Annotated in this window: 28 protein-coding genes; 10 read left to right on the top strand and 18 right to left on the bottom strand. The window is 58.9% G+C overall.

Going from position 1 to position 26438, the window contains the following annotated elements:
* Positions 1–42 precede the first annotated feature (42 nt).
* Entirely contained in the window at positions 43–834 is a 792-nt protein-coding gene (locus ALP8811_RS12995; RefSeq protein WP_245924662.1) for an ABC transporter permease, read from the bottom strand.
* A gap of 91 nt (positions 835–925) precedes the next feature.
* On the opposite strand from ALP8811_RS12995, the gene ALP8811_RS12990 reads away from it, so the two are divergent.
* The 5 genes from ALP8811_RS12990 to pncB all read left to right on the top strand — a co-directional run bounded on the left by ALP8811_RS12990 (position 926) and on the right by pncB (position 6235).
* Positions 926–2191, top strand: a complete 1266-nt coding sequence (locus ALP8811_RS12990; RefSeq protein WP_245924661.1) for a KpsE/RkpR family capsule polysaccharide export protein — start codon at positions 926–928, stop codon at positions 2189–2191.
* A gap of 9 nt (positions 2192–2200) precedes the next feature.
* A complete protein-coding gene (locus tag ALP8811_RS12985) occupies positions 2201–2854 on the top strand; it encodes an ABC transporter ATP-binding protein (RefSeq protein ID WP_108857689.1) in 654 nt (217 codons plus the stop codon).
* 152 nt (positions 2855–3006) lie between these two features.
* Positions 3007–4107, top strand: coding sequence for a polysaccharide biosynthesis/export family protein (locus ALP8811_RS12980; protein WP_108857688.1), 1101 nt, complete (start codon positions 3007–3009; stop codon positions 4105–4107).
* Positions 4108–4333: 226 nt separating this feature from the next.
* Positions 4334–4942: a bifunctional nicotinamidase/pyrazinamidase gene (gene pncA, locus ALP8811_RS12975; RefSeq protein WP_108857687.1), complete on the top strand. Its 609-nt coding sequence runs from the start codon at positions 4334–4336 to the stop codon at positions 4940–4942.
* On the top strand, positions 4943–6235 hold the full coding sequence (gene pncB / locus ALP8811_RS12970) for a nicotinate phosphoribosyltransferase (protein ID WP_108857686.1): 1293 nt from the start codon (positions 4943–4945) through the stop codon (positions 6233–6235).
* 38 nt (positions 6236–6273) lie between these two features.
* Here pncB and ALP8811_RS12965 read toward each other — a convergent pair whose 3' ends face one another.
* The 8 genes from ALP8811_RS12965 to ALP8811_RS12930 all read right to left on the bottom strand — a co-directional run bounded on the left by ALP8811_RS12965 (position 6274) and on the right by ALP8811_RS12930 (position 13722).
* A complete protein-coding gene (locus tag ALP8811_RS12965; protein WP_108857685.1) occupies positions 6274–7218 on the bottom strand; it encodes a phosphotransferase enzyme family protein in 945 nt (314 codons plus the stop codon).
* Positions 7215–8492 (bottom strand): aspartate aminotransferase family protein, encoded by a 1278-nt coding sequence (locus ALP8811_RS12960; protein ID WP_108857684.1) that lies wholly within the window; start codon positions 8490–8492, stop codon positions 7215–7217. Before ALP8811_RS12960 ends, ALP8811_RS12965 begins: the two co-directional genes overlap by 4 nt.
* A gap of 100 nt (positions 8493–8592) precedes the next feature.
* A complete protein-coding gene (arfB, locus tag ALP8811_RS12955) occupies positions 8593–9012 on the bottom strand; it encodes an alternative ribosome rescue aminoacyl-tRNA hydrolase ArfB (protein ID WP_108857683.1) in 420 nt (139 codons plus the stop codon).
* A 270-nt stretch (positions 9013–9282) separates the two neighbouring features.
* A complete protein-coding gene (locus ALP8811_RS12950) occupies positions 9283–9903 on the bottom strand; it encodes a queuosine precursor transporter (protein WP_108857682.1) in 621 nt (206 codons plus the stop codon).
* A 116-nt stretch (positions 9904–10019) separates the two neighbouring features.
* Positions 10020–10946: an esterase-like activity of phytase family protein gene (locus tag ALP8811_RS12945; RefSeq protein WP_108857681.1), complete on the bottom strand. Its 927-nt coding sequence runs from the start codon at positions 10944–10946 to the stop codon at positions 10020–10022.
* Positions 10919–11794, bottom strand: coding sequence for a penicillin-insensitive murein endopeptidase (gene mepA / locus ALP8811_RS12940; protein WP_108857680.1), 876 nt, complete (start codon positions 11792–11794; stop codon positions 10919–10921). Before mepA ends, ALP8811_RS12945 begins: the two co-directional genes overlap by 28 nt.
* An 8-nt stretch (positions 11795–11802) precedes the next feature.
* Entirely contained in the window at positions 11803–13134 is a 1332-nt protein-coding gene (locus ALP8811_RS12935; RefSeq protein ID WP_108857679.1) for an MFS transporter, read from the bottom strand.
* Positions 13135–13191: 57 nt separating this feature from the next.
* On the bottom strand, positions 13192–13722 hold the full coding sequence (locus ALP8811_RS12930; RefSeq protein ID WP_108857678.1) for a thioesterase family protein: 531 nt from the start codon (positions 13720–13722) through the stop codon (positions 13192–13194).
* Between the two features lie 126 nt (positions 13723–13848).
* Between ALP8811_RS12930 and ALP8811_RS12925 the strand changes: the two genes are divergently transcribed.
* Genes ALP8811_RS12925 through yaaA form a run of 3 tightly spaced genes read left to right on the top strand, consistent with a single transcriptional unit; the run spans position 13849 to position 17005 of the window.
* Positions 13849–14139, top strand: a complete 291-nt coding sequence (locus ALP8811_RS12925) for a YggT family protein (protein ID WP_108857677.1) — start codon at positions 13849–13851, stop codon at positions 14137–14139.
* A gap of 60 nt (positions 14140–14199) precedes the next feature.
* Positions 14200–16242: a DNA helicase RecQ gene (gene recQ, locus ALP8811_RS12920; protein ID WP_108857676.1), complete on the top strand. Its 2043-nt coding sequence runs from the start codon at positions 14200–14202 to the stop codon at positions 16240–16242.
* A gap of 1 nt (position 16243) precedes the next feature.
* Positions 16244–17005 (top strand): peroxide stress protein YaaA, encoded by a 762-nt coding sequence (gene yaaA / locus ALP8811_RS12915; protein WP_108857675.1) that lies wholly within the window; start codon positions 16244–16246, stop codon positions 17003–17005.
* Here yaaA and ALP8811_RS12910 read toward each other — a convergent pair whose 3' ends face one another.
* Complete coding sequence (locus ALP8811_RS12910) at positions 17006–19204, bottom strand: ATP-binding protein (protein WP_108857674.1); 2199 nt, start codon at positions 19202–19204, stop codon at positions 17006–17008. It abuts the gene before it with no gap.
* A gap of 138 nt (positions 19205–19342) precedes the next feature.
* Positions 19343–20083 (bottom strand): DUF1013 domain-containing protein, encoded by a 741-nt coding sequence (locus ALP8811_RS12905; protein ID WP_108857673.1) that lies wholly within the window; start codon positions 20081–20083, stop codon positions 19343–19345.
* 147 nt (positions 20084–20230) lie between these two features.
* On the opposite strand from ALP8811_RS12905, the gene ALP8811_RS12900 reads away from it, so the two are divergent.
* On the top strand, positions 20231–20872 hold the full coding sequence (locus tag ALP8811_RS12900; protein ID WP_108857672.1) for a ribonuclease T2 family protein: 642 nt from the start codon (positions 20231–20233) through the stop codon (positions 20870–20872).
* On the opposite strand, the gene ALP8811_RS12895 is transcribed toward ALP8811_RS12900, so the two are convergent.
* From ALP8811_RS12895 to ALP8811_RS12885, 3 genes are read right to left on the bottom strand one after another with little or no spacing between them, the layout of a single operon-like run.
* The gene (locus tag ALP8811_RS12895; RefSeq protein ID WP_108857671.1) at positions 20873–21520 is read right to left on the bottom strand and encodes a sulfotransferase family 2 domain-containing protein; all 648 of its coding nucleotides are present in this window, start codon (positions 21518–21520) and stop codon (positions 20873–20875) included.
* Positions 21520–22503 (bottom strand): NAD(P)H-quinone oxidoreductase, encoded by a 984-nt coding sequence (locus tag ALP8811_RS12890; RefSeq protein ID WP_108857670.1) that lies wholly within the window; start codon positions 22501–22503, stop codon positions 21520–21522. Before ALP8811_RS12890 ends, ALP8811_RS12895 begins: the two co-directional genes overlap by 1 nt.
* The gene (locus tag ALP8811_RS12885) at positions 22500–23183 is read right to left on the bottom strand and encodes a COQ9 family protein (protein ID WP_370738905.1); all 684 of its coding nucleotides are present in this window, start codon (positions 23181–23183) and stop codon (positions 22500–22502) included. Before ALP8811_RS12885 ends, ALP8811_RS12890 begins: the two co-directional genes overlap by 4 nt.
* 111 nt (positions 23184–23294) lie before the next feature.
* On the opposite strand from ALP8811_RS12885, the gene rpsU reads away from it, so the two are divergent.
* A complete protein-coding gene (rpsU, locus tag ALP8811_RS12880; protein ID WP_007255353.1) occupies positions 23295–23501 on the top strand; it encodes a 30S ribosomal protein S21 in 207 nt (68 codons plus the stop codon).
* A 153-nt stretch (positions 23502–23654) separates the two neighbouring features.
* On the opposite strand, the gene ALP8811_RS12875 is transcribed toward rpsU, so the two are convergent.
* From ALP8811_RS12875 to ALP8811_RS12860, 4 genes are read right to left on the bottom strand one after another with little or no spacing between them, the layout of a single operon-like run.
* Entirely contained in the window at positions 23655–24455 is an 801-nt protein-coding gene (locus ALP8811_RS12875; protein WP_219928733.1) for a phytanoyl-CoA dioxygenase family protein, read from the bottom strand.
* Positions 24440–25354 carry an ornithine cyclodeaminase family protein gene (locus ALP8811_RS12870; RefSeq protein WP_108857667.1) on the bottom strand — a complete coding sequence of 305 codons (915 nt, stop codon included), beginning with the start codon at positions 25352–25354 and terminating at the stop codon, positions 24440–24442. The genes ALP8811_RS12875 and ALP8811_RS12870 overlap by 16 nt, the downstream gene beginning before the upstream one ends.
* Complete coding sequence (locus tag ALP8811_RS12865) at positions 25351–25980, bottom strand: HAD-IA family hydrolase (protein ID WP_245924660.1); 630 nt, start codon at positions 25978–25980, stop codon at positions 25351–25353. Before ALP8811_RS12865 ends, ALP8811_RS12870 begins: the two co-directional genes overlap by 4 nt.
* 53 nt (positions 25981–26033) lie before the next feature.
* On the bottom strand, positions 26034–26423 hold the full coding sequence (locus tag ALP8811_RS12860; RefSeq protein WP_108857666.1) for a response regulator: 390 nt from the start codon (positions 26421–26423) through the stop codon (positions 26034–26036).
* Positions 26424–26438 lie beyond the last annotated feature (15 nt).

Raw genomic sequence — 26438 nt, 5'->3', positions numbered from 1 at the left:
GCCAATCTAGCGCAGATTGCCATCGGAACCCTGAATTCCTGTCTACTTATACAGGATGTCGTCGTGAAACCGGCTTAGCAGCGTTAGCCCTGCCGACAAAGTAACCAGAGAAATGGAGAAGACAAAGATGTACGAAATATAGGTAGGTTCGTAAGTGGCAAAGACGCCCATGCGCATTTGGCCGACCACATGAACAATCGGATTCCACCACAAAATGTCCTGCGCGAAGGCAGGCAGGTCATCGAAATTATACAGAACGCCCGAGATGATGAACAGCGGGCGCATGAGAACCTTCCACAGCGGCTGCCACCAGTCGACACGCCAAAACAGGAAGCAGTTCAGCGTACCGATTCCCACACCAAGCGATATCGACATGATGAAGGCGAGACCGATTTCCGGCATATTGAGGAAGACAAACGAGGGGCTGATCAGCACCATCCCGCCGATCAGCATGGCACTGATCAGAATATGCGTGAAGCTGTTCAGGATGACCCGCGCCAGAATCGTGTCAATGAAGGTTACTCGGGGGTAACCCAGAAGAGGTTTCGAGTACCTGATCGCACCGGCCGTTTTCGAGCTTAGTTGCCTGAACAGCCCAAGGGGCAGCATTCCGGTCGCGTAATACAGCGCAAAACTGTCCCCGATCGACGGAGAACGCAGCGCGTAGGAAAAGACGACAGTCAGGAAGGCAATGCCGCTGATCGGTTCGATCAGGGCCCAGATATATCCGCCTGTCGACCGCCCATACGTCGATGACATTTCGCGCAGCATTAGCGCGACGATGGTGCGTGCCATCTTGAAACGGGTAGGATCTGCGGCGTGTGACGTAGTCATATGAGCAATATCGAGTTGATTCGTCCTAAGAGGTATCCGATAACTGCCGCCAATGCATATGATTTGCAAAATGTTTTACCGTGGATAGCAAATGACCCAGTCCCCCGAAGCGCCCAAGCCAAAGGCCGAGGCCGAAATCGACAAGGATGCCGCGACCTCTCACGCCGAGCAAGATGAGCTGGACGATGATGGTTGGGGTTCTGAAGGGCAGGATGACAAGAACCTTCCGCCTCCGCGCCCGCATGCCAAGCCGGCCCGCCGTCGCAGACGCCACAACATGATCCGCAGATTCTTCATGCTCGGCGTATTGGCGCCGATCTTGTTGGCGACCGCGTATCTTTATGTGATCGCCAAGGATCAGTACGCATCCTATCTGGGGTTCTCGGTCCGAGCCGAAGACAGCGCGTCACCGGTTGAGATGCTGGGGGGCATCACTGAACTGGCCGGATCATCCAGCGGGACCGATACCGATGTTCTGTTCGAGTTTATTCAAAGCCAGCGCATCGTTCGGCTTGTGGATGAACGGCTCGACCTGCGGTCGATGTACCACATGCCATCCGATCCGATCTTCGGCATCAGCCCCGACGTGACGATCGAAGGGCTTCAGAAATTCTGGGGCCGGGTTGTGAAGGTGTTCTATGACAGCGGCTCGGGCTTGATCGAGGTGCGCGTCACAGCCTTCAGTCCCGAGGATGCCAAGGCAGTTGCCGATGCGATCTATGAAGAGAGCACTCTCATGATCAACAAGCTGACGGCTGTCTCACGCGAAGACACAACCAGCTATGCCCGAAGCGAGCTTGAGAAAGCGCTAGAGCGCCTCAGCTCGGCGCGCGCTGCGATCCAGAAATTCCGGCTGGAAACCCAGATCATCGACCCCGAGGCCGACATCGTTGGCCGCATGGGGCTTTTGAACTCGCTTCAAAACCAGCTGGCATCGGCTCAGATCGATCTGGATATCCTGATGCAAACTGCGCGCGAGGGCGACCCGCGCCTTGTTCAATCGCGCCGCCGTGTAGATGTGATCGAGCAGCGGCTAGAACAGGAACGTGCCCGTTTCAGCGCAACTGATGGCACTGTGAATGGGGCCTATGCCAACTTGATCGGCGACTACGAACGACTGTCGATCGACAAGCAGTTCGCCGAGCAAGCCTATCTGACAGCGCTTGCGTCGTTGGATATGGCCACCGCCGAAGCCGCGCGGAAGTCTCGCTATCTTGCGGCCTATATCGAGCCGACATTGGCCGAAACCCCCCAATACCCGCAGCGCCTGGTCATCCTGGTCACTCTTGCCGGTTTCTTGACCGGTATCTGGGTGGTCGCGACCATGGTCTATTATTCGGTCCGAGATAGGCGATAGGACCAGCGTATGATTCGGATCCGAAACCTGCGCAAAGCCTATCGCATGCAAGGGCAGACCAAGGTCGTTGCTGACAACATCTCGGTCAAGTTCGAGCCTGGCAAGGTGATCGGATTGTTGGGCCGCAACGGTGCGGGAAAGTCCAGCCTTCTGCGCATGGTCGCCGGAACGATGCGTCAGGACGGCGGCTCCATTGATATTGATGGTACAGTTAGCTGGCCGGTTGGCTTCGCTGGCAGCTTCCATAAGGATCTGACCGGTGCGCAGAACACCAAGTTTCTGGCGCGCATCTATGGTGTCGATACGGAAGAACTGCGCGAGTATGTTGAAGACTTCGCCGAACTAGGCCAGCAATTCTATTTGCCCGTACGCACCTATTCTTCGGGTATGCGGTCGCGTCTTGCATTTGGCCTGTCCATGGGCATCAAGTTTGACGTCTATCTGGTGGACGAAGTCACCTCGGTTGGCGATGCGGCCTTCCGCAAGAAAAGCATGCGCGTATTCCGCGACCGGATGGAAAGCAGTGGGGCGCTTCTGGTGACACACAACCTTCGTGTGATTAGCAATGTATGCGACGCAGCGTGTATTCTCGATGAAGGTCGCCTGACCTATTATGACGATGTCGAAGAGGCAGTCGCACTGCACCGCGAGATGACCGCCTGACCCAAGTGTGTCCGTGCTACTGCAAATTGTGCGGAGTTCGGAATTAACATCGAAATCTGCCTATCGACGCTTGAGAAATTGCGGGTTCATTACTAATGTGCGCCTAATTGGTTTGCTGCCTTGAACCATAATGAAACCTGGGGGTTGCGCGTATGCGTTTTGTTTTAATTGCGGTGTCGGCCCTTATTTTAGCCGGCTGTGGCGCACCTCGGGGTGCTGCCGTTCAATCAGAAATTGTAGGCGGTGGCGCGGAAAGCACAGCAGATCTGGCTGTGTACAACGTGACCAAGGCGACCATGCCAGCGATTTCTCGCTGGCCTGCGCCCAATTCTGAAGGCGCCTATTCTTGGCCATCGCGCGGAGCGGCCGCGGCAGACAAGCCGATCAGAGCGTTTGACCGCGTGGATGTAACTGTTTGGGACAGTGAGGAATCATCGCTTCTGTCGAGCCCCAACCAGAACACCGTCGAGATGAAGAATATGCAAGTCTCTGCTGGCGGCACGATCTTCCTGCCTTTCGTCGGCACAGTTCATATCGCGGGCATGCCCCATTCTGCAGCCCGCGCCCGGATTCAGCGCAAGTATGTCGAAGCTATTCCCTCGGCTCAGGTTCAGTTGAATGTGGTGCAAGGCACACGTGGCACGGTTTCCGTCGTCGCGGGCGTATCGCGTCCCGGACCGATCACGCTGGATGATCCAAGCTTCACCGTACTGAATGCCATCGCAGCTGCTGGCGGCCCGGAGCGGGGATTGGAGAACCCCAGCGTTAAGCTGGTCCGTGGCAATCATACCTATCTGCGCCCACTGACGCAGGTGATGTCCAGCGCATCCTATGACACATATCTGCAGCCCGGCGATAAACTGGCGGTCGAGAATGACAGCCGCTATTTCCGCTCGCTGGGGGCTGCCTCGAAAGAAGCATTGATCCCCTTCTCGAAGTCCGAGATCTCGGCGCTTGATGCGATGTCACTGATTGGCGGTCTGTCGGAAAACCGTGCCAATCCGAAAGGCATCCTGATCCTGCGCGAGTATCCGCAATCTGTTGTGCGGCAAGACGATCAGGGGCCGGACAATGCGCGCAGCGTCTTTGTGATCGACCTGACCACTGCCGACGGCCTGTTCAGCGCTGGCAAGTTCCAAATCCACAGCAAGGACACTGTACTTGTCACCGAAAGCTCTGTTGCGGCGACCAACACCTTGATCGGGCTCTTGCGGAACCTGACGGGCTTGGCGGTGAATGTGAACAAGCTGTAGGCAACGCGTAGTCTGGCCTAGAAAGGGCCGAACTGACGCCTGATACAAAACGCCCTCGCAGCAAGCTGCGGGGGCGTTTTTGTTTTAACGACCGGATGTCGGTGATCGGCCATCGAAAGGTGGCGCAGAGTTTTCCCGATGAGACTGCCAAGTATGCAGTTCCGGCCCATCTACTTGACCCTTCCGCGCGCGGTCCTTACCCATTGAGTTTCAAGGAGGACCGCACATGCGCAACGCAGACGAAGCCCTGATCGTGATCGACGTGCAGAATGATTTCTGCCCCGGTGGCGCTCTTGCGGTCGAAGGTGGCGATCAGATCGTGTCCCTGATCAACACCATGCTGCCCGACTTTGCCGTGAAAGTGCTCACGCAAGACTGGCACCCGGCTGGCCACAGCTCGTTTGCCACATCTCATGACGGTAAAGCCCCGTTTGAGGTGACCGAGATGCCCTATGGCACCCAAGTCCTCTGGCCTGACCATTGCGTTCAGGGCACCGATGGCGCGGCGTTCCACCCGGACCTTCTGACCGACCCAGCCGACTTGGTGATCCGCAAAGGCTTCCGCCCGCAGATCGACAGCTATTCCGCGTTCTTTGAGAACGACCAGACCACGCCCACCGGGTTGGAAGGTTACCTGCGTACCCGTGGTGTGACCAAGCTGACCATGGTTGGCCTCGCCACTGATTTCTGCGTTGCTTACTCGGCCATCGACGGGGCCAAGCTGGGCTTTGACGTTACCGTTCTTGAACCCGCTTGCCGCGCCATCGACCTTGATGGTTCGCTTCAGGTGGCGCGCGATAACATGCGTGCCGCTGGCGTATCTCTGGAGGCCTAAATGGTTGATATTGCGTCTCGAGTCTATAACCACAGCTGGAAGATCGACCCGATCGTCCGGTCCCTGATCGACACCGATTTCTATAAGTTGCTCATGTGCCAGTCGGTCTTTCGCAACAAGCCCGACACCAATGTCACCTTCAGCCTGATCAACCGCTCGAAACACGTTCCCCTCGCCGATCTGATCGACGAAGGCGAACTGCGCGAGCAACTGGATCACATCCGCTCGCTGTCCCTGTCCCGCGGCGAAAGCACATGGCTGCGCGGCAACACCTTCTATGGCAAACGCCAGATGTTCCGCCCCGATTTCATGGAGTGGTTCGAGGGCATGCGCCTGCCGCCCTACCACCTAGAACGCGTCGGCGACCAGTATGAACTGACCTTCGAAGGGTCCTGGCCCGAGGTCATGCTGTGGGAAATCCCCGCCCTCTCGGTCCTTATGGAGCTCCGCTCGCGCGCTGTCCTGCGCGGAATGGGCCGCTTTGAGCTACAAGTCCTCTACGCCCGCGCCATGACCCGCGCGTGGGAGAAGATCTCTGGGCTCCGCTCGCTCGACGGCCTTCGCTTGGCCGATTTCGGCACTCGCCGCCGTCACTCCTATCTCTGGCAAGACTGGTGCGTGCAGGCGGCGATGGAGGGGCTAGGAGATAACTTCGTTGGTACCTCAAACTGCCACATCGCCATGAAACGTGACATCGAGGCGATCGGCACCAATGCCCACGAACTGCCCATGGTCTACGCCGCACTGGCCCAAGACGACGCGGCGCTGGCCCGCGCGCCCTATGACGTGCTTGCCGACTGGCAACAGGAACACGACGGCAACCTACGCATCATCCTGCCCGACACCTATGGCACCAAGGGCTTTCTGGACAATGCGCCCGATTGGCTTGCCGGCTGGACCGGCATCCGCATCGACAGCGGAGACCCCGCCACGGGTGCCGAGATCGCCATCAACTGGTGGAAATCCCGCGGCGAGGATCCGACCCAGAAAATGGTCATCTTCTCGGATGGACTGGACACCGACAAAATCATCGAACTGCACAACCAATTCGCAGGCCGCGTCCGCACCAGCTTTGGCTGGGGAACCCTGCTGACGAACGATTTCCGAGACCTCGTACCCGACAATGCCCTCGCCCCATTCTCGCTGGTCTGTAAGGCGGTCGAGGCGAACGGACGCGCGACGGTGAAGCTCTCCGACAACCCCAACAAGGCGATGGGGCCGGAGGACGAAATTGCGCGCTATAAGCGTGTGTTTGGGGTTGGTGAGCAGGTCGGGATGGAGGTCGTGGTCTAGGCACTCAAAGCTTAAGCCTCACCCGCTGCGCAGTCTCCTCATCCCCCAAGAAACTTCCGGGCGGCGGTGACGGCTCTTTGGGTGTAGAGCGCGACCTCGGGGCCGGTCGGATCGTATCGCGGAACCGCCCAGCCCATCGAGGCAAAGCGGCGCATCATCAGGAACATAGGCAAAAGGTTTTCCGCCTCTTGGCTTAGCGTTCGGTGTTCCCGATACCCCGCCAGCGCCGCCGCTTTGATCGCATCGTATGCGGGTTCGTCGACATTCTGGGTCATCATCACCGCAAGGTCGTAGAGCCGGAATCCAAACCCTGCGTCGTCGAAGTCGATCAAGGTCAGTAGGTCCTTGTGAATGAACACGTTCTCTCGCAACGCGTCTGCGTGGATCAGTCCGAAATCTGCGCCGTTCTCAAGGTAAACGGTGGCCATATCATGTGCCACAGCGCGTGCGCGCAGCACCAAGTTCCGGTCGTCCTCGCTCAGCGCCGGGCACTCCCAAAACCGTCCCCAAAACGGGTCGTCCCCCAACAGTCCCGGGATGTCCCACCGGTGCCGTGTGAAGCCGTCGGGCAGGGTAATGTCATCCGTCAGATTGTGCAGCTTCGCCAGTTCGGCACCGACTTTACGATACAGCGCGGCCTGGTCTTCCGCCGAGCCATCCAGCGGTACGCCGCTTTCCCCGATCGGTGCGCCCTCGACCCACGACACCATCGTCGCGCACTGGTTTGATCCCATGGAGAACACGAGATCACCGTCCATTGTTGGGATGGGCGAGGGCACCCGCATCCCACGCTCGGCCAGCGCGCCCATCCAGTCGAGTTCTGACCGAATGGCGGCCTTTGATTGATACCCCGGACGGTGCAAGCGCAGCGCTGCAGGCTTTCCGTTGATCCGGACTTCATGCACCGCGTTTTCGCGGTCCTTGATCATCCGCACATGCTGTGCGCCCCACGCCTTCAAGGCTTGCTTCAAAACGGTGCTCATGCGGGAACTGCTTTCAGTGCGGCGTCCAATGTCTCGGCCAGAAGCTCGGCCTGCGCGCGGTCAAAACACATCGGCGGACGGATTTTGATCCCGTGATAATGCCGCCCCATCAGGTGCAACAGTACGCCGCGATTGCGCATTTCCTCGACCAGATCTTTGCAGAATGTGGTTGCGCCCTCCGGGTCCCCGTCTCGCGTGAATTCGATCCCCATGAACATGCCAGCCCCGCGGGTGTCCGCGATCATCGGGTGTGTCAGGTCTTTAAGCAGTCCCAAGGCATAGTCGCCGGTGTCGCGTGCGTTCTGAACCAGCTCTTCTTCTTCCAGCACATCCAGAACCGCCATTGCGGCGGCAGCCGAGACCGGGTTTCCGCCGAAGGTGTTGAAGTACCCAAAGCGGGTGCGGAACTCGGCCATGATCTCGGGGCGCGTCACGACAGCTGCCACAGGATGCCCGTTCCCCATCGGTTTGCCCATTGTCACGATGTCGGGCACCAACCCAATCCGATCATGTCCCCAGAAATTGCGCCCGGTGCGGCCAAAGCCCGGCTGCACCTCGTCCGCGATGATGATCCCCCCGGCCTTTCGGACAACGGCAACTGTTGGGTCCAGAAAGCCCTTGGGCAATGTGTGAAAGCCCTCGTTGGCGAAAAAGGGGTCGAGGATCAAGGTGCCGAAGCCGTACCCTGCCTCTTCCAGCTCGTTGATGGCACGCTGGATTTCGTCGGCGAATGCTTGCGGCTGAGCCTCGGCGCTGCCGCCCAGCGGGAACAACGTATCCGGCGCAGGCACCTTCTTGACCCAATCCACAGGCCCGCCAATCGGCGTACGTTTCGAGGACATCTGGCTGACCAAGTCCGTATTGCCGTGATATGTGTTGTCGGTGCAGATGATGCCAACCTTCTCGGTCATCGCACGGCCCATCCGCAGAGCAATGTCGTTGGCCTCGGATCCAGTGCAGACCATGATCATCGTGTCCAGCCCGTGGTCCATCGTGCCGGTCAGGCGTTCGGCATAATCCAGAATGCCTTCGTGCAGGTATCGCGTGTGGGTGTTTAGGGTCGAGGCCTGTTTGGTGATCGCTTCAACCACTTTCGGGTGGGCGTGTCCGACATGCGGGACGTTGTTGTAGCAGTCCAGATAGCGGTTCCCGTCTGCATCCCACAGCCATGTTCCTTCACCGCGCACAACGTGGACCGGCTCGCGATAGAAGGTGGTCATGTTCGGGCCAAGAAGCCGTGCGCGTCGGTCCAGAATCGAAGAGGTATCGGCCATGTCATGCTCCGCTGTGTTTGGATGGTGCTGTCCGTTCGGTTTGCGGACCCTGCCCATGTGGGGATGCTACGTCATAGTAATTGCGTTGTTAAGTAAATAGTCAGTCGTCCGTGACCCGCCCACGCAGAGCCTTAACCTGTCCGCGTTTGGTCTTGGTGTCCATGCGCCGTCGTTGCGAGCCTTTTGTGGGCTTGGTGGGAATACGCCGCTTGGGCGCGACCAGCGCTTTGCGGATCATCTCGGCCAGACGTTCGGCGGCGATCTCGCGGTTGCGGGCTTGGCTTCGGGTATCCTCGACCCGAATGGTGATCGCGCCGTCCTGCGCCCATTTCCGTCCTGCGATACGTTTCAGGCGGGTCTTCACTGGTTGTGACAAATGGGGCGAGCGTGCTGCTTCGAACCGCAATTCGACAGCGGTCGAGACCTTGTTCACATTCTGCCCACCGGGGCCGGACGAGCGTGAAAAGCTTTCGCTGAGTTCCCAGTCTTGCAGGGTGATATCGTCATTCACGCGGATCATGAGGGCACATTATCCAATCGCATGCGTGACGGGAATGCCTGTTACGAAAAAGGGTCGCCCATCAGGACGACCCTTTCGAGAATGTAGGAGGTGGGACCGGTTAGACCAGAGTCAAATCGGCCCGCGTTCCGATCCGGGGGCTGCCCCGGAACGTCGCGATCTAGATTGTCCCGGCACCTCGCTCCGTTGTATCTCTTGACATGGACACCTCCTTTCTCGCTGTTTCTATATCTAGGAGGTTGCCACAGATTTTGCGTTTGTCAAAACTTTTCACGCAGGATTTGGTGAAAGTTTTGTGACCAGGACGCGGAATGGCACCAGTGCCAGCAGAGCAAGCGCCAGTTTTACCATCCAGTCAGCGACCGCCAGCGACACCCATAGCGGGGCCATTGGGCCTGATCCCAGAAGTGGCAGAACCTCGCCCGCCCAAGATACATCGTTGGCGGGTTCCAGGAAGGCCAGTGCGCCCGAGAAGGCGATGGTGAAGAAGATCGCGGTGTCCACCGAGCTGCCGATCAGGGTCGAGACAACCGGCGCGCGCCACCAACGGCCTTCGCGCAGACGATCAAAGATCGCGACGTCCAGAAGTTGCGCAGTCAGGAAGGCAAGGCCAGAACCCATCGCGATGCGCAGGGTCACAAGCGGGCCGAACTCGCCCATGATCTGAGTGCCGATAAAGCTGCAGATCACGCCGGTCACGAAGCCAGCAAGAACGACTTTACGTGCGGCTTTCGCACCATAGACGCGGTTCATCACGTCGGTGACAAGAAAGGCAAGCGGATAGGTGAAGGCGCCCCAGGTCAGCCATTGGCCGAACAGGAATTGCACTAGGATATTCGAGGCCACGACGATGGCGGCCATGGCGATAACGCCAGGAAGAAGACGGGTCATATTGTTGGTCCGTTTTAGCAAGGTTGCGGAGACTTGGCGCCTGAAGATCAGGAACGGAGTGCTCTTACATTGGGAAAACGGACAGATCAACCCTTGTAAACAAGGGGGCTGCTGCGTCAGTTGGCGGGAACTGCCTGATCTGGTGACGGAGTCAGAACCACGTATTCAACGAATTCGGTCGCCTGAAAGAACTTGAAGTTGTCGTCTGACACCATGGTCAGGCGGATGCTGTCATTGTCGTCACGCCAGACGGCGAGCCCCTCGAGATTGTCATGCAAGCCGACGGGCGTGCGGAGAAGTTCGACCTCGTTCCGGAAGCCATCCGGGGTGATGTCGAAGCGGCGGATGCGGTTGGTGAAGCCCAGAATGCCGCTTAGGTGACGTTCCAGAAGATAGAACTTTCCATCTGGGCCAATGTCGGCGCCCACCGGCAAGTAGGGTGCGAAGCGCGGGATCGTGAAGGGCTTTTCCCATGTCTGGCTGCCCGCGCGCAGGCGGTAGACCGGGAAGGGCGATCCTTCAAGACCTGTGCGTTCCGGGATGGTGTAGAGCGTGCCGTCGCGATCGATGGCCAAGGCTTCCAGAGACGAGTTGTTCTGCAAACCCTTGAAGTCGGGATGCTTTTTGAGCGTACGTCCCTTGGCTTTAACGTCACCAAAGCGCATCACCCGGTGTTTCGCTTCGAAGCTAACGAAAATCGGACCGTCCATATGCGAGGCCAATCCTTCGCTATCGGATCGAAACCGCCCAAAGGGCTCGCCTTTGGGGGATTTCAGCGGACTAAGGCGTACGGTTTTTAGGCCTGAAATGACGCCCCCCTCGCGTTCGAAACTGCCTTTGGCAATATAGCCACGGTCAGTGATCGCGATGAAATCCGTGCCATCCTCGCTGACTTCCAAACCCGAAAACCCGCCGAAATTCTCACCGGTGCCATGCCAGCGATAGGCCGACACAAGCTGCGCGTCCGATGCGGGCTGCGCACCAAGATCAAGCGCCAATAGCGCGGCAAGTGCCGCTATCGCGATGACAAAACGGGTCCGCATTGATTGGGAAGATCCTTAAGGGTCAGGGGGCCACGAGGTTTTCTGGGCGTTGTTGGTTTCGTGGGTTTCGGTGCGGGTTTTGGATGCAGAATGTCCTGCACCCATTTCTCGGCATCCTTGCAGCCATCACCTGCGGGGGGCGGGGCCTGATTTACGCAGCCCTTCACCCCTTTGGGGCAGGAAAGGCGCACGTGGAAGTGATAGTGATGTCCCCACCACGGGCGAATTTTCCGAAGCCAGCGCCGGTCGCCTTTGGCGTCCTTGCACATTTGCACCTTGGCGCCCGGGAACACAAAGATCCGCGCTACGCGTTTGTCTTCCGCGGCAGCCTTGATGATTTCGTGGTGCGCGCGCGTCCAGTTTTTGTTCACATAAGCGCCTTTCGACCGGCGGGTCGAGATGGACGAAAGCGCCTCGCGTTCAGAGGTGGACAGGTTCAGACGCTTGGGTGGCAACATCCAGATATCGGCATCCAACCCGATCTGGTGCGACCGGTGCCCGGTCAGCATCGGCCCGCCGCGCGGCTGGCTAAGGTCGCCCACGTAAAGCCCTTTCCACCCGCGCTGTTGGGCGGCTTTGCGCGACAGCTTCTGCACAAAGTCAATCAGCTCGGGGTGGCCCCAGTTGCGGTTGCGCGACAGACGCATGGCCTGCCATGTGGGTCCGGTCTCGGCCAGCTGTTCGGCCCCGGCCAAACAGCCTTTGGCGTAGGACCCAAACGAGGCCGAACGGCTTGCGGTGCCTTTGCGGGCCGCGCCGAAAAGCTCTTTGGCGGGTTGTTGTGCCGCCACAGGTGCCCCGGTGAGGGCAAGACCGGCGATCAGGACAAATTTGTGGAACAGCTTCATGTGAAAACCTACGCGTGAGTGCCTTTGGGTTTAACCCAGATCAATAGGACAAGTCCCAGTAAAAAGAGCCCGATAAGCGGTGAGACGCCGAGCTGCTGACTGCCCGTCGTGGCCGTGACGATGCCAATCAGGAACGGCGCAAGGAAGCTGGTGGCCTTGCCCGCAAGGGCATAAAGGCCAAACGCTTCGGTCATGCGGTCGGGGTTTGCTTGGCGCACCATCATGGTGCGACTGGCCGACTGAAGCGCACCGCCAGCGGCCCCAATCAACGCGCCCAGTATGTAAAATCCAATATCAGGCAGCTTGCTGTCTGCCTCGACGGGCATGCCAAACACGCTGTCGCGTGAGATGAAGACGATGCAGATGGCCACAAAGGTCAGCACCAGAATGCAGATGGTGATCACCGGCTTAGGACCAAAGCGTCGATCCGCGCGCCCCCCGATCCATGCAAAGATCGCTCCGGTGATGATGGCCAGAATACCGAAGATCCCAACATCAACGACCGACCAGTTCAACACGCCCGCCGCATAGATTCCGCCAAACGTGTACATCCCGTTCAGGGCATCCCGATAGAACATCGAGCTGCTGAGATAGGCAAACAGGCTAGGAGACTTCGGAAGTGACCGGATGGTCTTCCACAGGCTGGCAAGCGCGTGGCGCACCAGCAAAGGATCGCTGCTGACCGGTTTCGGGTCGCGCACCCACAGGAAGAACGGGATCATGAAAACGGCAAACCAGACTGCGGTCAGTGGGCCAACAAAGCGTGTGCCCTCTTTCATCGCCGGGTCTAGCCCGAAGGGGGGCGTCATGCCGATCAGCGTCTTGCCATTGGGCTGTTCAACGAACAGCGCCAGCATGATGATCAGGGTCAAAAGGCCACCGATATACCCAAACGCCCAGCCATTGCCAGAGATGCTTCCGATCTCTTCGCGCGAGCCAAGGTCTGGCAGCATCGCGTTGGTGAAGATCGTGGCGAACTCCATCCCGATCAGCCCGAAGCCAAAGAAGATCAACAAAAGCGCCATGTTGAAGTTGTCAGGGGACGAGTACCAAAGCCCGAAACTGCCGATCACATACATGAGGGAAAACAGCCAGATCCATCGCAGCCGGTTGCCGGAATTGTCTGCGAATGCCCCAAGAATGGGCGCGAGCAGCGCGATGATCAGGCCGCAGGTGCCAACCGCGAAACCCCAACTGGCCTGTGCCTGCGCACCATCGCCCACAACGGTCTTGAAATAGGGGGCGAAGACGAAGGTCAGGATCAGCGTGTTATATGGTTGGCTGGCCCAATCGAAAAAGAACCAACCCCAAATGCGCTTACGTGCCGAGATTTCTGCCATGTCTGCCCTCTGATTTTTTTCGATCAAACAGGGAAACGGGCGCGCGGGCAAGAGGGGTTACATTTCAGGCGGCCAAGGTCGCGTAGCGTCAGCCGCGATCCATGCCTGCACCCAGTCAGGTAATGCAGGCGCGGGGCCGGTATGGCCGATGGCTGTCCGCACCCTGTCGGTCGAGACAATACCGCCGCGATCCGTCACCGCCGAGCGATAGACGATCTGGTTCGCGCAATCGTCGCCCAGCCACATGGTTTGTTCGACATAGAAGAACTTGCCGTCCCAGCCGACCAACCGACTGCGCATCTCGAACCGTGCAAAGGTGCGGATCCGCTTGCGATAGCGCACACTGGCCCCGGCCATGGTCAGACCCCAGCGGTTCTTGATCAAGGCGCGGCTTAGACCCGTGCGCCCTGCCAATGGAATGCGACCCAGATCGTACATGGTCAGGGTGCGGCCATTGTTTAGCTCGCGCCACAGATCGATATCCCACGGCCAGCACCGATGGTGGCTGATATGGACGCCATCGACGGGCAGGGGATCGGCCTTGGCGTATTTGACCATCTCTTTGATCATGCGGACGAAGGGATACATGGCGGCTCCTTTGAATGTGCCCGACCTGCCGCGACTTTCCCTGAACGTCAACGCCAACCGCGCGTCACCCTTGCTCTTGGGCGCCAAGCGACCTAGATGACAGGGAACCAAATTCAAGGAGCCGACATGATTAGCATTCTCAAAATCCTTCTGATGCTTACCGAAATTGCTTGGTTCATCCTGATCGTGCATATCGTCATGTCGTGGCTGATCAATTTCCAGGTGCTGAACCTGCGTCAGCCGATCGTCGCGCAAATCTGGTACGGCCTGAACAAACTGCTCGAGCCCGTGTATTCACGCCTCCGTGCGTTCCTGCCCAATCTGGGCAATTTGGATCTGGCGCCGCTGGTTGCCTTGATTGCGCTTATGGCCATTCGGATTGTTCTCAACGACGCATTGCGCGCTTCGATCTACTAACCTCTTGCCGCCCACGCGTGGGCATGGGATTGTGCTGTCAAAACACCGAGCAGCATACACATGCCCCGCGACCTTGATCTTCTGAAATCCGTTTTCGGCTTCGATGACTTTCGGCCCGGTCAGGCCGAGATCGTGCAGGCCGTGTGCGATGGTCAGAACACTTTGGCCATCATGCCGACGGGTGGTGGGAAATCCCTTTGCTTTCAACTGCCCGCGCTTGTGCGCGACGGGGTGACGGTGGTCATCTCGCCCTTGATTGCCTTGATGCGCGACCAAGTGCGCGGGCTTCAGGCGGCGGGCGTGTCGGCGGGGGCATTGACCTCGGGCAATACGCAAGAAGAAACCGACGCCGTCTTTGCTGCGCTGGAGCGTGGCGAGTTGAAGCTTTTGTATATGGCGCCCGAGCGTCTGGCCTCGGGTGGGACGCTGAACCTGCTGCGCCGGATCGGCACCAGACTGATCGCCGTGGACGAGGCGCATTGCGTCAGCCAGTGGGGCCATGACTTCCGCCCCGATTATCTGCGGATCGGAGAGCTGCGCCGCGCGTTGGACGTGCCATTGGCCGCCTTCACCGCAACTGCCGACGAAGAAACCCGCACCGAGATTGTCGAAAAGCTGTTCGATGAACAGCCCCCACAAACTTTTCTGCACGGGTTTGACCGGCCCAATATCCATCTGGCCTTTGCCGCCAAGAATTCGCCCCGCCAACAGATCTTGTCTTTCGCCGCTGCCCGAAAAGGCCAGTCCGGCATTGTCTATTCCGGGACCCGCGCCCGGACCGAGACTTTGGCCAGCGCCTTGCGCGATGCGGGCCACGCCGCAGTACATTATCACGGCGGCATGGATCCCGATGACCGCCGCGAGGTCGAGCGCCGTTTCCAACAGGAAGACGGGCTGATCGTGGTCGCGACCGTGGCGTTCGGCATGGGTGTCGACAAGCCCGACATACGCTGGGTCGCCCATTCCGATCTGCCCAAATCGATCGAGGCCTACTATCAGGAAATCGGCCGTGCTGGCCGCGATGGTGCGCCGGCCGAGACGCTGACGCTGTTCGGCGCCGATGATATCCGCTTTCGCCGCACCCAAATCGACGAGGGTCTCGCTCCTCCCGAGCGGCGCTCCGCAGATCACGGGCGGCTGAATGCATTGCTTGGTCTGGCCGAGGCACATGGCTGCCGCCGTCAGCAGCTTCTGGCCTATTTCGGGGAAGAGGCCGAGCCTTGCGGGAACTGCGACCTGTGCGCGACTCCGCCGGATCTGTTTGACGGAACTGTCGATGTGATGAAGGCCCTGTCCGCGATCCTGCGCACGGATGAACGCTTTGGCTCGGGACACCTGATCGACATCTTGCGCGGTACAGTGACAGATCGTGTGCAGGAACGCGGACACGACAGCTTGCCGACCTTTGGGGTAGGGCAGGATCACACGAAACCGATGTGGCAGGCGATTTTCCGGCAGATGCTGGGCCTCGATCTGGTGCGGCCTGATCCGGAGCGGCACGGTGCACTGCGGATCACGCAAAAGGCGCATCCAGTCCTGCGGGGCGAGGCGCAGGTCACGCTCCGGCGCGATACGTTGAAGGCCGCTCGCCGCCCCGCCGCGAAGATGCTGGTGTCGGAAGAAGACGCCCCGCTTCTGTCTGCGCTCAAAGCCAAACGACGGGCGCTGGCCGAGAATGCTCGCGTTCCCGCCTATGTGGTCTTCACCGACAAAACGCTGATCGAAATGGCCGAAACCCGCCCCGCCACGTTGGATGACATGGCGCGGATCGGGGGGGTTGGGGCCAAAAAGCTGGAAAGCTATGGCGCCGAGTTTCTGCAAGTCATCGCAGGCGAGGTTGAACATATGCATCCGGCGCGGCGCAAGCTTGCTGGTCGCGCGGCGGGCAGTCTGTTTGACCGGTTGCAAGACGCCGCCACGGAATTGTTGCGGGGCGAGGATGGGACGGGCAAATACCTGACCATAGCGCCGGGCACGTTGCGCAAAATCGCGGAGCGAAAACCGATGAGCATCGGGGATCTTGGCCGTGTGACGGGTATGAATGACGCCAAGGCCGAACGGTTCGGCCCGGCCTTTCTGGAAATTCTAAGCGAAGGGGAATGACATGCTGGTTGTGGTTTCACCCGCCAAAAGACTAGACGAAAAACCGGCCCTGAATGGCGCTGGCACGCGGCCTCGGTTTCTGGACCAGGCCGAAATTTTGGCCGAGACTGCCCGAGGTGCCGGGGCCGAAGGGCTGGAAAAGCTCATGCATATCTCGCCCAAACTGGGCGCGCTGAATGCTGAACGGTTTCAGGCTTTTGGCAGTGGCGAAGGTGAAAAACCTGCGATCGAGATGTTCGCGGGCGACACCTATGCGGGCCTTGATGCCCCCAGTCTGGACGAAGACGCGTTGCGCTATGCCGACAATCATCTGTGCCTTTTGTCCGGTCTTTACGGTCTATTGCGCCCACGCGATCAGATAGCGCCGCATCGGCTTGAGATGGGTACGCGAATGCAGAACCCGCGCGGCAAGAACCTGTATGAATTCTGGGGGCCGCGCATCGCGGATGCCTTGAATGCCGCGGGGAAAGAGACCCAAAGCGAGGTCTTGGTGAACTGCGCCTCGGTCGAGTATTTCTCGGCTGTGCAGAAGGACCAGCTGGCCCTGCGCGTGATCACGCCGCAGTTCATGGAGATGAAGAACGGCACGCCGAAAGTGGTCAGCTTCTTTGCCAAAAAAGCACGCGGGTCAATGGCGCGGTATGTGGTGCAGAACCGGCTGCGTGATCCCGAGGCCCTGACCGAGTTCGATTTGGGTGGGTATCAATACCAGCCTCAGATGAGCAAACCCGATCAGCCGGTTTTCCTGCGCGACGACGGCTGATCAAGCGTCGACCATCGGAGGTACCGCGTCTTCGGGACAATTTGCCATGATCTCGTCAAAGATGGCGGGTTTGCGCAAGGGCTTGGTCAGATACTTGTCCAGCCCATGCATCAGGATTTCCTCGGCATCTCCAGTCATCGCATGCGCTGTCAGTGCAACGATGCGGGTGCGGAGCATGTTCTGATCCTGCTCGATCAGGCGGATGCGGCGGGTGGCTTCTTTGCCATCAACCACGGGCATCGAGATGTCCATGAAGATCAGATCGGGCTTGAAATCCAAGAACGCCTCGACCGCCTCAAGCCCGTTATTTACAAAACGCAGGTCGATGTTCAGGGATTTGACCAGTTTCGAGAAGACAAGTTGATTGGTCTTGTTGTCCTCGGCCGCCAGTACGCGCATCATGCGGGTCTGATCCGGGGCCGAGGTAATCTGCGCGGGCGGCGTTTCATGTTGCACAACCGCCTCCGGCATCGCAGTTGGGAAGCTAAGCTTGCCGAGCGTGTCAAACAGCACCTCACGCAATACCGGAGTGTGCAAGACATGTGACGCCATGGCGGCGCAGCTGCAATCGGGCCCGCGTTTCTGGGGAGGGGTCAGCAAGATCAGGTTGATTTCAGGATACTCAGATTTCAGTGCCCGCAAGGGGTCGACGTCGGATGATCCTGCTGCGCAGAGCACCTCGTCCACGAAGACGACCTGTGTACCTCGGCATTTCTCGGTAAGCTCGGCCGTGGATGAGGTCAGTTCGACCGTAAAGCCCAGTGCCTTCAGTCGTTTTTCAAGGATGTTTCTGTTCAACCCGTCGGTCAGCGCCAGCAGGGCTTTGCGAGGCGTGTCTGGCAGCCGGGGTTCGACAGTATGTTCCAGTACGGGCAGCGAGATGTTGAAGCCGAAACAGGATCCTTCGCCTTCTTCGCTCTCAAGCCAAATCTCACCATCCATCAATTCAACCAACTGGCGGGCGATGGCCAACCCCAGCCCGGTGCCTTCGTATCGGCGGTTGTGTTCGTCTTCGACTTGGTTGAACTCGCCAAAGATGTGGGCCTGCATGTCCTTGGGTATGCCAATGCCGCTGTCTTCGACCGAGATATGGACGCGATAATCCTTGTCATCCTCGGCGGGCAACCCGATGGCGCGGACCAGCACATGCCCTTCAGAGGTAAACTTGACCGCGTTGCCAATCAGGTTTGTCAGAACCTGCCGCAACCGCACCGCGTCGCCCATGAACTTGCTTGGCAAGAACAGGTCGAAATCAATCGACAGTTGGATCCCCTTTTCCTGAACGGAGGGTTGCAACAATGTCACCACATCCAGAATGGTTTTCTCGAGATCGAAAGGTTCTGGGTGTAGCTCCAGCTTCGCGGCCTCGATCTTTGAGTAATCCAGCACGTCGTTGATGATGGTCAAAAGTGCCTCACCGGACTTGCGAATTGTGTCCACATACAGACGCTGTTCGTCATCCAGATCACCCTCGGCCATCAGCTCGGCCATCGAGACGACACCGTTCATCGGCGTGCGGATTTCATGGCTCATGTTCGCAAGGAACGCGGATTTGGCACGGTTCGCGGCCTCGGCGCGGAAGCGTGCTTCTTTCAACTTGGTTTGATAGGTGATGGTTTCGGTGATGTTCAGCCCAAGACAAACCATGTCCCCATCGCGCGACCGGCGGTCCACTAGCTGAATATGGGTGCCATCCCACAGCCGCAGGTTCAGAGGGTCACGTTGTGGAGCGCGCCAACGATCCAGCATCATGTCACGCCACGCCAGCGGGCGCAGATCGCCAATGTCGACGATGCCTTCTTCCGTGGCGATGTTCAGGATGTCGACATAGCGAATGCCTGGGGCCACGCACATTAGCCCGTCGAAGGGTTTCAGGTAGGCGCTGTTGGCGGCGATCATTCGGTCCGTTTGGTCGAACACGGCAAACCCGTCTTCGATGGTTTCCAGAGAATCCCATAGACGCCGCTTTGCGATCACGACTTCCTTGTTGGCGCGTTCAAGATCAGCGCGGACTTGGGTGTTCTCCCCTTTGATTTCTTCGACAACCTCGCGGGTCTCGATAATCTCGTCCGACAATGACAATGCATGCTGAGACAGTATGCGGTTGGCATCGGAAAGCTCGGCCTGTTTCTGGGCCAATAGCCGTTCAGCGGCCATTCTGGCGCGCCGTTCTTGTGCAAGTATATCTTCGATTTTCATCCCCGGTTCTCCGGTTGGCCGATACTGTCAGAAACAACATCGCCCATCACGGTGAACAGGAACTTAACGGGAACTGGAAAATTTGAGGCAGTATACCTGCCCAAAGAAAAACCCCGGCGCTTGGCCGGGGTTTTGATCTTATTTGTCCTCGTCGTCGTCTTTCGAGTCCGGCAGGTTGAAGAAGCTGTCTGCATCGGGCAGCTCTTCTTCTTTCTCTACCGGCGCATCAGACAGCGAGAATGTCTCGAGGCCTTCGATGGCGCTTGGGATCTTTGGCTCGGTGTCCATTGCCAGACTTTGCTCGGTCGACACCAGCTTGCGGCGTTCGTCATCGGACATGACGCCACCTTCTTTGGCTTGCTTGGCGGCCGCTTTCTGAACGGCCTGATCCAGCTCGCTTTGACGACACAGACCCAGAGCAACCGGATCAATCGGTTCCATGTTCTGGATGTTCCAGTGGGTGCGTTCGCGGATCGACTGGATGGTCGGCTTGGTGGTACCCACCAGCTTAGCAATCTGGGCGTCGGCCAGTTCCGGGTGGAACTTCACCAGCCACAGGATCGAGTTCGGACGGTCCTGACGTTTGGACAGCGGGGTATAGCGCGGGCCACGGCGTTTTTCTTCGCCAGCGGCAGCGGCATAGAATTTCTGCTTCAGCTTGTGCAGCGGGTTCGCTTCGGCTTTCTCGATCTCGCCTTGGTCCAACTGGTTGTTGGCCACGGGATCAAAGCCCTTTACGCCGGTGGCGACGTCGCCATCAGCAATGCCTTGTACTTCCAGCTCGTGCAGGCCGCAAAAATCTGCGATCTGCTTGAAGCTCATCGTCGTGTTGTCCACCAGCCAAACGGCGGTGGCTTTTGCCATGATCAGTTTGCTCATCTGAACACTCCTTACAATATCGGTCCGAATACAACTCTCCCGCGCCCTGGCTGGGCTGTCTGGTGCCTTGAGGCCTTCCAGACGGGTTTCCGTTGTCGGGGAACTTCAGGCCTATATAAGGGGGGAAGGCGAAAGAGGGAAGGGCAAATGCGTCAACTGCTATTGGGTGGCTTGATCTGGCTGAGCACTGCATGGGCCGGTTGGGCCGAGGACGAGCGCGCTGGTCTTTTCGATTACTATGTCCTGTCACTCAGCTGGTCGCCAAATTGGTGTGCCACAACCGGCGATCATCGTGGGTCCGAGCAATGCGACCCTTCGCGTGATCTGGGGTGGGTCGTGCATGGGCTTTGGCCTCAGTACGAAAGCGGCTGGCCCAGCTTTTGCAAAACCGCCATTCGCCCTCCGTCCCGGTCGATGACGGCCGCGCAGGCGGATATGTTCGGCACCAGCGGGGCGGCGTGGTACCAGTGGAAGAAACACGGATCCTGCGCGGGGCTTGAAGCTGCGGTGTACTATGACCTGGTGCGCGAGGCATTCGGCATGGTGAAACGCCCCGAGGTGCTGCGCAAACTGACGCAACCTGTGCGCCTTCCTGCCTCGGTCGTCGAAGAGGCATTCCTTCAGGCCAATCCTGACTGGCACCCAGACATGCTGACGATCACCTGCAAAGCTGACCGCATCCAAGAGGCGCGCCTGTGTCTGACCAAAGATTTGGAACCTAGAAAATGTGCCCGCGATGTGGTGCGCGATTGCACGGCGCAGCGGGCATTGCTGGATCCGATCAAGTAGTTACGACTTCAGCAGGTGGACCACACGGGACTTGAAGCTGGTTTTGCGCATGTCGTAGCCAAGGTTTTCGAAATCCGCCCGGTACTTCTGGTTGGTCGCGATGGTGCTGTTCGCGGTCCAGTTGATCTCAACCGGATGGTCATTTGATCCACGGTGATGCGGGATTTCATCTGGCATCGGCAGGCCGGTTTTCTTGGACACGTCCTTGATGATTTCACCAATGCCATCTTCGAACCGATAAATCGTGCAATTCTCGGTCAGGAATTCCCATTGGGGGATCAGGTGGCCGTCCAGAACAAAGGGGTCTGACTTGGCCCGATGCATCACGCGATCCACCCAAGATGGGAAACGACCCTTCTGCGCGATCACGTCGGCCGAGCGTTTGGTGCGCATTTTGAATTCGGACTCGAGACGTTTGTAGGGATCGCGGACAATGGCGAAGACAAAGTCGAAATAGTCCACGCCGAACATGGCTTCGAAATCCGTCATCCGCAGGTGCTGAGGAGTCAGACGCAGCCCTTGGGTCGGGATCGGGTTGTGCAGCCGAAGCGGCGCAATGGAGCTGAGCCAATCTTCAACCGAGGACCCACCCGTCTTGGGAATATGGACGAACAGGATACGCTTCCCGCCATGTTCGATATAGGGCACTAGCGGATCTCCAGTACAATTTTGCCAATATGCGTGCTGGTCTCCATGCGGGCATGGGCCTTGTGAGCATCTTCAAGCGCAAAGGTCTGATCCATGACGGGTGCGATGCGACCTGCATCCAGAAGCGGCCAGACCTTCTCGGCCAGTTCCTCGGCAATGCGGGCTTTTGCCAAGTCTGACTGAGGGCGCAGGGTTGATCCGGTGACGGTCAGGCGTTTGGCCATGATCATCGCGAAATTGATCTCGGCTTTGGGGCCGGACAGGAACGCGATGTGGACCATGCGGCCTTCGACGGCCAGACATTTGATGTTGCGGGCAATGTAATCGCCGCCCACCATATCGAGGATCAGGTTCGGGCCGCCCTCGGATTTCATGACCTCGACGAAATCTTCGTCTTTGTAGTTGATCGCGCGTTCGGCCCCCAGATCGGTGCAGACGGCGCATTTCCCGTCCGAGCCTGCGGTGGTGAACACCCGCGCGCCAAAGGCGTTGGCCAGCTGGATTGCCGTAGTCCCGATGCCCGAGCTGCCACCGTGGACCAAGAATCGCTCGCCTGCTTGCAGGCCACCACGCATGAAGACGTTGGACCAGACGGTGAAGAAGGTTTCTGGCAGACAGGCGGCCTCTTTCATGCCCATGCCTTCGGGCACACGCAGCGCGTGGGCGGCTGGCGTCGTGACGTATTCCGCATATCCGCCGCCGGGCAGAAGCGCGCAGACCTGATCGCCTACGGCCCATTGCGTGACACCTTCGCCCAGCGCCACAACCTCGCCCGAGGCCTCAAGGCCGGGCAGGGGGCTAGCGGTCGGGGGCGGAGCATAGCTGCCAGCGCGTTGTAACGCATCGGGACGGTTCACGCCCGCAAAGGCCACCTTGATCAAGATCTCGCCCGGACGCGGGGCCGGGATCGGTTGCTCGCAAAGCTGTAGAACGTCAGGACCACCGGGTTCGGTGATCTGGATTGCGCGCATAGTGTCGGTCATTTTTCGTCCTCGTCTGGGTGCCAGCGGCCGGGGTAGTTTGGGTTCGGTGTTCCGGGGGCTTTGATCGTATCCAGGATTTTTCCCGGTCCCGACATGAACGCCTTATAGAGCGCCGATCCGCGCGCCTGCCCCTTGATCTTCTCGATCTGCATCACATCGTCGATGCGGCGGTCAAGGAAGGCCCAAGTGGCCTCGTCCCCGTCGCTTTCATCGCCAAGCCAGAACAGCACGACCGATGAATAGACCGCCGACAATGTGGCGCGTTTCGTGTACCAGTTCAGATCGGTCGAGCTGTCGCCCAGCGTCTCCCAGATCAGTCCGCAAGTGGCCCAAAGGGCTGCCGCGCCGTCGCTGGCATTCTGCGGCATTGCGAAGAACGCCATGCCCTTGCGCACCAGTTCCTTATCCGCGACCTCAAGCCGGAAACGTACACCCGCCGCGATCTTATCGCGAAAGCGCACCTCGGACAGGTCTTCAGAGTTCAGGCGTTCGACCATCTTGGCGTCACCTGCACGGTGATAGGCCAGCGCCAGATCCACCGCCCCGCGCGGATACATCGCGCGTGCATCTGTTTCAGACAGGTCGCAATCCTCGGCGGCGGCCAGAAGGGTTGCATCCGACCACCCATCGAACGGAACGTGGTTCAGGGCGGCCTCGAGCAATTTATCTTTTTCAATCATAGTCATTTCCTCGCATTTGAGGGCGAACTGGACAAGAGGCTTCGTCGCTGCTAGAAGCCAGCTTCCTGCTACTTTTTGCAAACTCTAACTTAGAAAGGTGGTGACAACCACATGCAGGTTTCGGTTCGTGATAACAACGTCGATCAAGCGCTTCGTGCGCTGAAGAAAAAACTTCAGCGTGAAGGTGTCTTCCGTGAGATGAAGCTTAAGCAACATTTCGAGAAGCCCTCCGAGAAAAAAGCGCGCGAGAAGGCGGAAGCGATTCGCCGTCAGCGTAAGCTGGCTCGTAAGAAAGCACAGCGTGAAGGTCTTCTCTAAGACCTGAACAGTGTTAGATGGGCAGGTTGTCAACTGTCCGTCAAAACGACCCCCGTAAGCGCCGCTTCCGGGGGTTTGTTTTTTTCAGGAACATGTCCCGCCGAAGCAAGTATCGGTTCCGCGGTTCGGACATGCGACCACATTCAAGCTAGATCAGGCTTTCGGCCAGATCACCGGGAACCAGTCTTCGCGCAGCTTTTGGCCTTGGGTCATCTCGTGCCCCGGGAAGGGCGGCGAGGTGCGGCCGGGGCGTTCCACATAGCGCGCGTCGTCCCCCATCCAGCGCAGGCTAAGCGCGCGGCGGCGGTTGGGCGATTGGTTGCCGCGGGCGCCATGTGCGGTGCGGAAGTCAAAGATGACGGCGTCGCCGGGGACCATCTCCCATTCCAGCACTTTCATGTCGTCGGGGTTGGCATCCGGATCGGGCACCGGGGTCCATTCCTGATCACCATCATAGAAGTCGCTATCATCAGCCCAGCTGACCGGACGGACCATGTGCTTCCATTTGTGGCTGCCTGCGATGAACCGCAGAGAGTTCTCGCGGACCGGATCAAGCGGGATCCAGAAGCTGGCGGTTTGCTCGCCCTCGACAAAGTAATAGGGGCCGTCCTGATGCCACGGTGTGGGCTTGGGCGTACCGGGTTCCTTGACCAGCACGTGGTCATGGAAGAACTGCGCGGTTTCACTTTGCATGACCTCGGCAGCGATTTGCGCCGCAGGGCTTTCGCGCACGATACGCTCGTATTCCGGGATGCGGGTCCAGTTGACGTAATCGTCAAAGAATCGGCCTTCGGTTACGGCGTTCTCGGACGCGTACTGCGAGGGGTCCGCCATGTTGCGGTCCACACCCGCGATCATCGTGTCGATCCAGTCGGTAAAAGCGCCACGGATCACGACCACACCATCGCGCTGGAAATCTTCGATATGCTGCTTCGTGATCATCTGTTCCTCCAAGCGTTCAGGATGTAGCGGCTGGTCATCAGGTCCAGATGCGCGCCGCCGCCGTTTTTGTAGAGTGTGATGTCCTCGGGCGCGCGCTTAAAAACGCCATCTTTGTGGTCGTAAAGGTCGCCCACCACATCGTCGCGGCTGATCACCCCACGGGACAGCGGGTCTTTGAATTCGCCAATGTGATCCAGCACCGTGTCGCGGCTGTCCATGAACAGGCGTGCGCGGGTCAGGGCGGTGTCGTCCGCCTCGCGCATGTCGGGGCGATAGGCGCCGATCAGGTCCAAATGCTGGCCGGGGCGCAGCCACTCGCCTTTGATCAGGGGATCAGTCGTCATGGTGGCCGAGGTGATGATGTCCGCCTGCGCGAAACCCTCTTCTAACGAGGCCACGGCGTCGGTCTTATCGAACTCATCCGCGAATTTGGCAGCGCCCTCGGGGCTACGGTTCCAGATCAGGAAGTGCGCACTGGGGAACATGGCCTCAAAGGCCATGCGCAGATTGCGCCCGACCGTGCCCGCGCCGACGATCAGCACGACTTTGCTGTCGGGCCGCGCCAGAAGCCGCGCGCCAAGGGCGCTGTCGCCTGCAGTTTTCCACTTGGTGACAAGGTGGAAATCCACGATGGCTTCCAGCAGCCCGGTGGTGTCGTCATACAGGTTCACCGCGCCGTGGATCATCGGCTCGCCCCGTCCCGGATTGCCGGGCATGATGTTGGCGGTCTTCACTGCGATCCCCAACCCGTCAATCCACGCCGAGCGCGTCAGCATCGTGTCTTCGCCGCGATACAGGAAGGTATCCCCGATCTCGGCTTTTGGTTTTGCGTGGTCCTCAAGGAATGCGTTGGCCAGACCTTGCCAGCTAAGAAGATTGTCGGCGTCAAAGGGGATCAGTTCAGGGGTCACAGGTCGCTCTCCTTAATCAAGTCGCGGGCGATAAGGGTGTCGGCCCAGCTACGGGGCGAGGTGAAGTGGTGGGTCTGCCAACCGCGCTGGACGGCGGCGTCAATGTTCTCAGTTCGGTCGTCGGTGAATAGAAGACCGCCGGGCGCGTGGCCACAGTCGTCTTCCAGCATCTGATAGATCCGCGCGCTGGGCTTGGTTACGCCCATATGGCCCGAGATATATCGGCGATCGAACTCGGACAGGAAGTCATAGGCGGCTTCCCCGACCTCGAACGTGCCGATGCCGAAGTTCGACAGGGCAAAGACCGGCACGCCCCGGGTTTTTAACGCACGCAGAGTGGCAACGGACAAGTCAATCGCGGGGCCGGCCAAGTCCAGCCAGCGATCATGCCACCAGCGGATCTCGTCCCGATAGGCGGGGTGTTTGTCGGCGGTGTCATAGATTACCTGCCGAAAATCCCCGCCTCGGTCGACCAGTTCATTCATGAAATGCAGATCGACGGCGGCGAACATGTCTTCCCGACGGGCTTGTCCAACCCACTGGTCATACAGCTCTTCCGGCTGCCAGCGGATCAGGACGTTGCCGATGTCAAAGACCACGGCGGTGACGGGGATATTCTGTGTCATGCGGCGACATTAGTGCGTTTATCCGGAAACGAAAGCCATAACCTTGGCGTGCATCATCCGTCGCGTGTGCCGGCCTCTTGTTGCGCCGCACGGGCGTGGTAGTCGACAAGACTGACGATGTCAGAGGGTTCCGCGTCCACTGACACGCACGCATGGGCATTTGACGCCAAGGCAAAGATCGAGCCATCGGAAAAGAAGCTGGTGCTGGTCACGAAGATGATCCGCGCAGCAGGCAGGCGATAGGAAATATAATCCGCAAGCGCAATCGGCCGTCCACCATCAATGTCGGCGTCCAGAATAACCACGTCGAACGCGCGCTCGGTCACCAACGCGTGTGCCTCGGACTTCGACTGGGCGTGCGATACATCCATCCCCTGACGCGTTAGGTGCGCCGACCAGATCCGGGCCAGATCGGGGTTTTCTTCGACAATCAGTATTTGCATAATAATCTCCGCCGC

This window comes from Aliiroseovarius pelagivivens, from assembly GCF_900302485.1.
GTDB lineage: Bacteria > Pseudomonadota > Alphaproteobacteria > Rhodobacterales > Rhodobacteraceae > Aliiroseovarius > Aliiroseovarius pelagivivens.
Note: the sequence above shows the minus strand (reverse complement) of the source record. Positions and strands in the feature narration are given on the sequence as shown.

What these genes read in the sequence shown, in the direction of transcription:
- ALP8811_RS12995 (WP_245924662.1), bottom strand. Translation starts at nt 834, where the DNA reads ATGACTACGTCACACGCCGCAGATCCTACCCGTTTCAAGATGGCACGC.
- ALP8811_RS12990 (WP_245924661.1), top strand. Translation starts at nt 926, where the DNA reads ATGACCCAGTCCCCCGAAGCGCCCAAGCCAAAGGCCGAGGCCGAAATC.
- ALP8811_RS12985 (WP_108857689.1), top strand. Translation starts at nt 2,201, where the DNA reads ATGATTCGGATCCGAAACCTGCGCAAAGCCTATCGCATGCAAGGGCAG.
- ALP8811_RS12980 (WP_108857688.1), top strand. Translation starts at nt 3,007, where the DNA reads ATGCGTTTTGTTTTAATTGCGGTGTCGGCCCTTATTTTAGCCGGCTGT.
- pncA (WP_108857687.1), top strand. Translation starts at nt 4,334, where the DNA reads ATGCGCAACGCAGACGAAGCCCTGATCGTGATCGACGTGCAGAATGAT.
- pncB (WP_108857686.1), top strand. Translation starts at nt 4,943, where the DNA reads ATGGTTGATATTGCGTCTCGAGTCTATAACCACAGCTGGAAGATCGAC.
- ALP8811_RS12965 (WP_108857685.1), bottom strand. Translation starts at nt 7,218, where the DNA reads ATGAGCACCGTTTTGAAGCAAGCCTTGAAGGCGTGGGGCGCACAGCAT.
- ALP8811_RS12960 (WP_108857684.1), bottom strand. Translation starts at nt 8,492, where the DNA reads ATGGCCGATACCTCTTCGATTCTGGACCGACGCGCACGGCTTCTTGGC.
- arfB (WP_108857683.1), bottom strand. Translation starts at nt 9,012, where the DNA reads ATGATCCGCGTGAATGACGATATCACCCTGCAAGACTGGGAACTCAGC.
- ALP8811_RS12950 (WP_108857682.1), bottom strand. Translation starts at nt 9,903, where the DNA reads ATGACCCGTCTTCTTCCTGGCGTTATCGCCATGGCCGCCATCGTCGTG.
- ALP8811_RS12945 (WP_108857681.1), bottom strand. Translation starts at nt 10,946, where the DNA reads ATGCGGACCCGTTTTGTCATCGCGATAGCGGCACTTGCCGCGCTATTG.
- mepA (WP_108857680.1), bottom strand. Translation starts at nt 11,794, where the DNA reads ATGAAGCTGTTCCACAAATTTGTCCTGATCGCCGGTCTTGCCCTCACC.
- ALP8811_RS12935 (WP_108857679.1), bottom strand. Translation starts at nt 13,134, where the DNA reads ATGGCAGAAATCTCGGCACGTAAGCGCATTTGGGGTTGGTTCTTTTTC.
- ALP8811_RS12930 (WP_108857678.1), bottom strand. Translation starts at nt 13,722, where the DNA reads ATGTATCCCTTCGTCCGCATGATCAAAGAGATGGTCAAATACGCCAAG.
- ALP8811_RS12925 (WP_108857677.1), top strand. Translation starts at nt 13,849, where the DNA reads ATGATTAGCATTCTCAAAATCCTTCTGATGCTTACCGAAATTGCTTGG.
- recQ (WP_108857676.1), top strand. Translation starts at nt 14,200, where the DNA reads ATGCCCCGCGACCTTGATCTTCTGAAATCCGTTTTCGGCTTCGATGAC.
- yaaA (WP_108857675.1), top strand. Translation starts at nt 16,244, where the DNA reads ATGCTGGTTGTGGTTTCACCCGCCAAAAGACTAGACGAAAAACCGGCC.
- ALP8811_RS12910 (WP_108857674.1), bottom strand. Translation starts at nt 19,204, where the DNA reads ATGAAAATCGAAGATATACTTGCACAAGAACGGCGCGCCAGAATGGCC.
- ALP8811_RS12905 (WP_108857673.1), bottom strand. Translation starts at nt 20,083, where the DNA reads ATGAGCAAACTGATCATGGCAAAAGCCACCGCCGTTTGGCTGGTGGAC.
- ALP8811_RS12900 (WP_108857672.1), top strand. Translation starts at nt 20,231, where the DNA reads ATGCGTCAACTGCTATTGGGTGGCTTGATCTGGCTGAGCACTGCATGG.
- ALP8811_RS12890 (WP_108857670.1), bottom strand. Translation starts at nt 22,503, where the DNA reads ATGACCGACACTATGCGCGCAATCCAGATCACCGAACCCGGTGGTCCT.
- ALP8811_RS12885 (WP_370738905.1), bottom strand. Translation starts at nt 23,183, where the DNA reads ATGATTGAAAAAGATAAATTGCTCGAGGCCGCCCTGAACCACGTTCCG.
- rpsU (WP_007255353.1), top strand. Translation starts at nt 23,295, where the DNA reads ATGCAGGTTTCGGTTCGTGATAACAACGTCGATCAAGCGCTTCGTGCG.
- ALP8811_RS12865 (WP_245924660.1), bottom strand. Translation starts at nt 25,980, where the DNA reads ATGACACAGAATATCCCCGTCACCGCCGTGGTCTTTGACATCGGCAAC.
- ALP8811_RS12860 (WP_108857666.1), bottom strand. Translation starts at nt 26,423, where the DNA reads ATGCAAATACTGATTGTCGAAGAAAACCCCGATCTGGCCCGGATCTGG.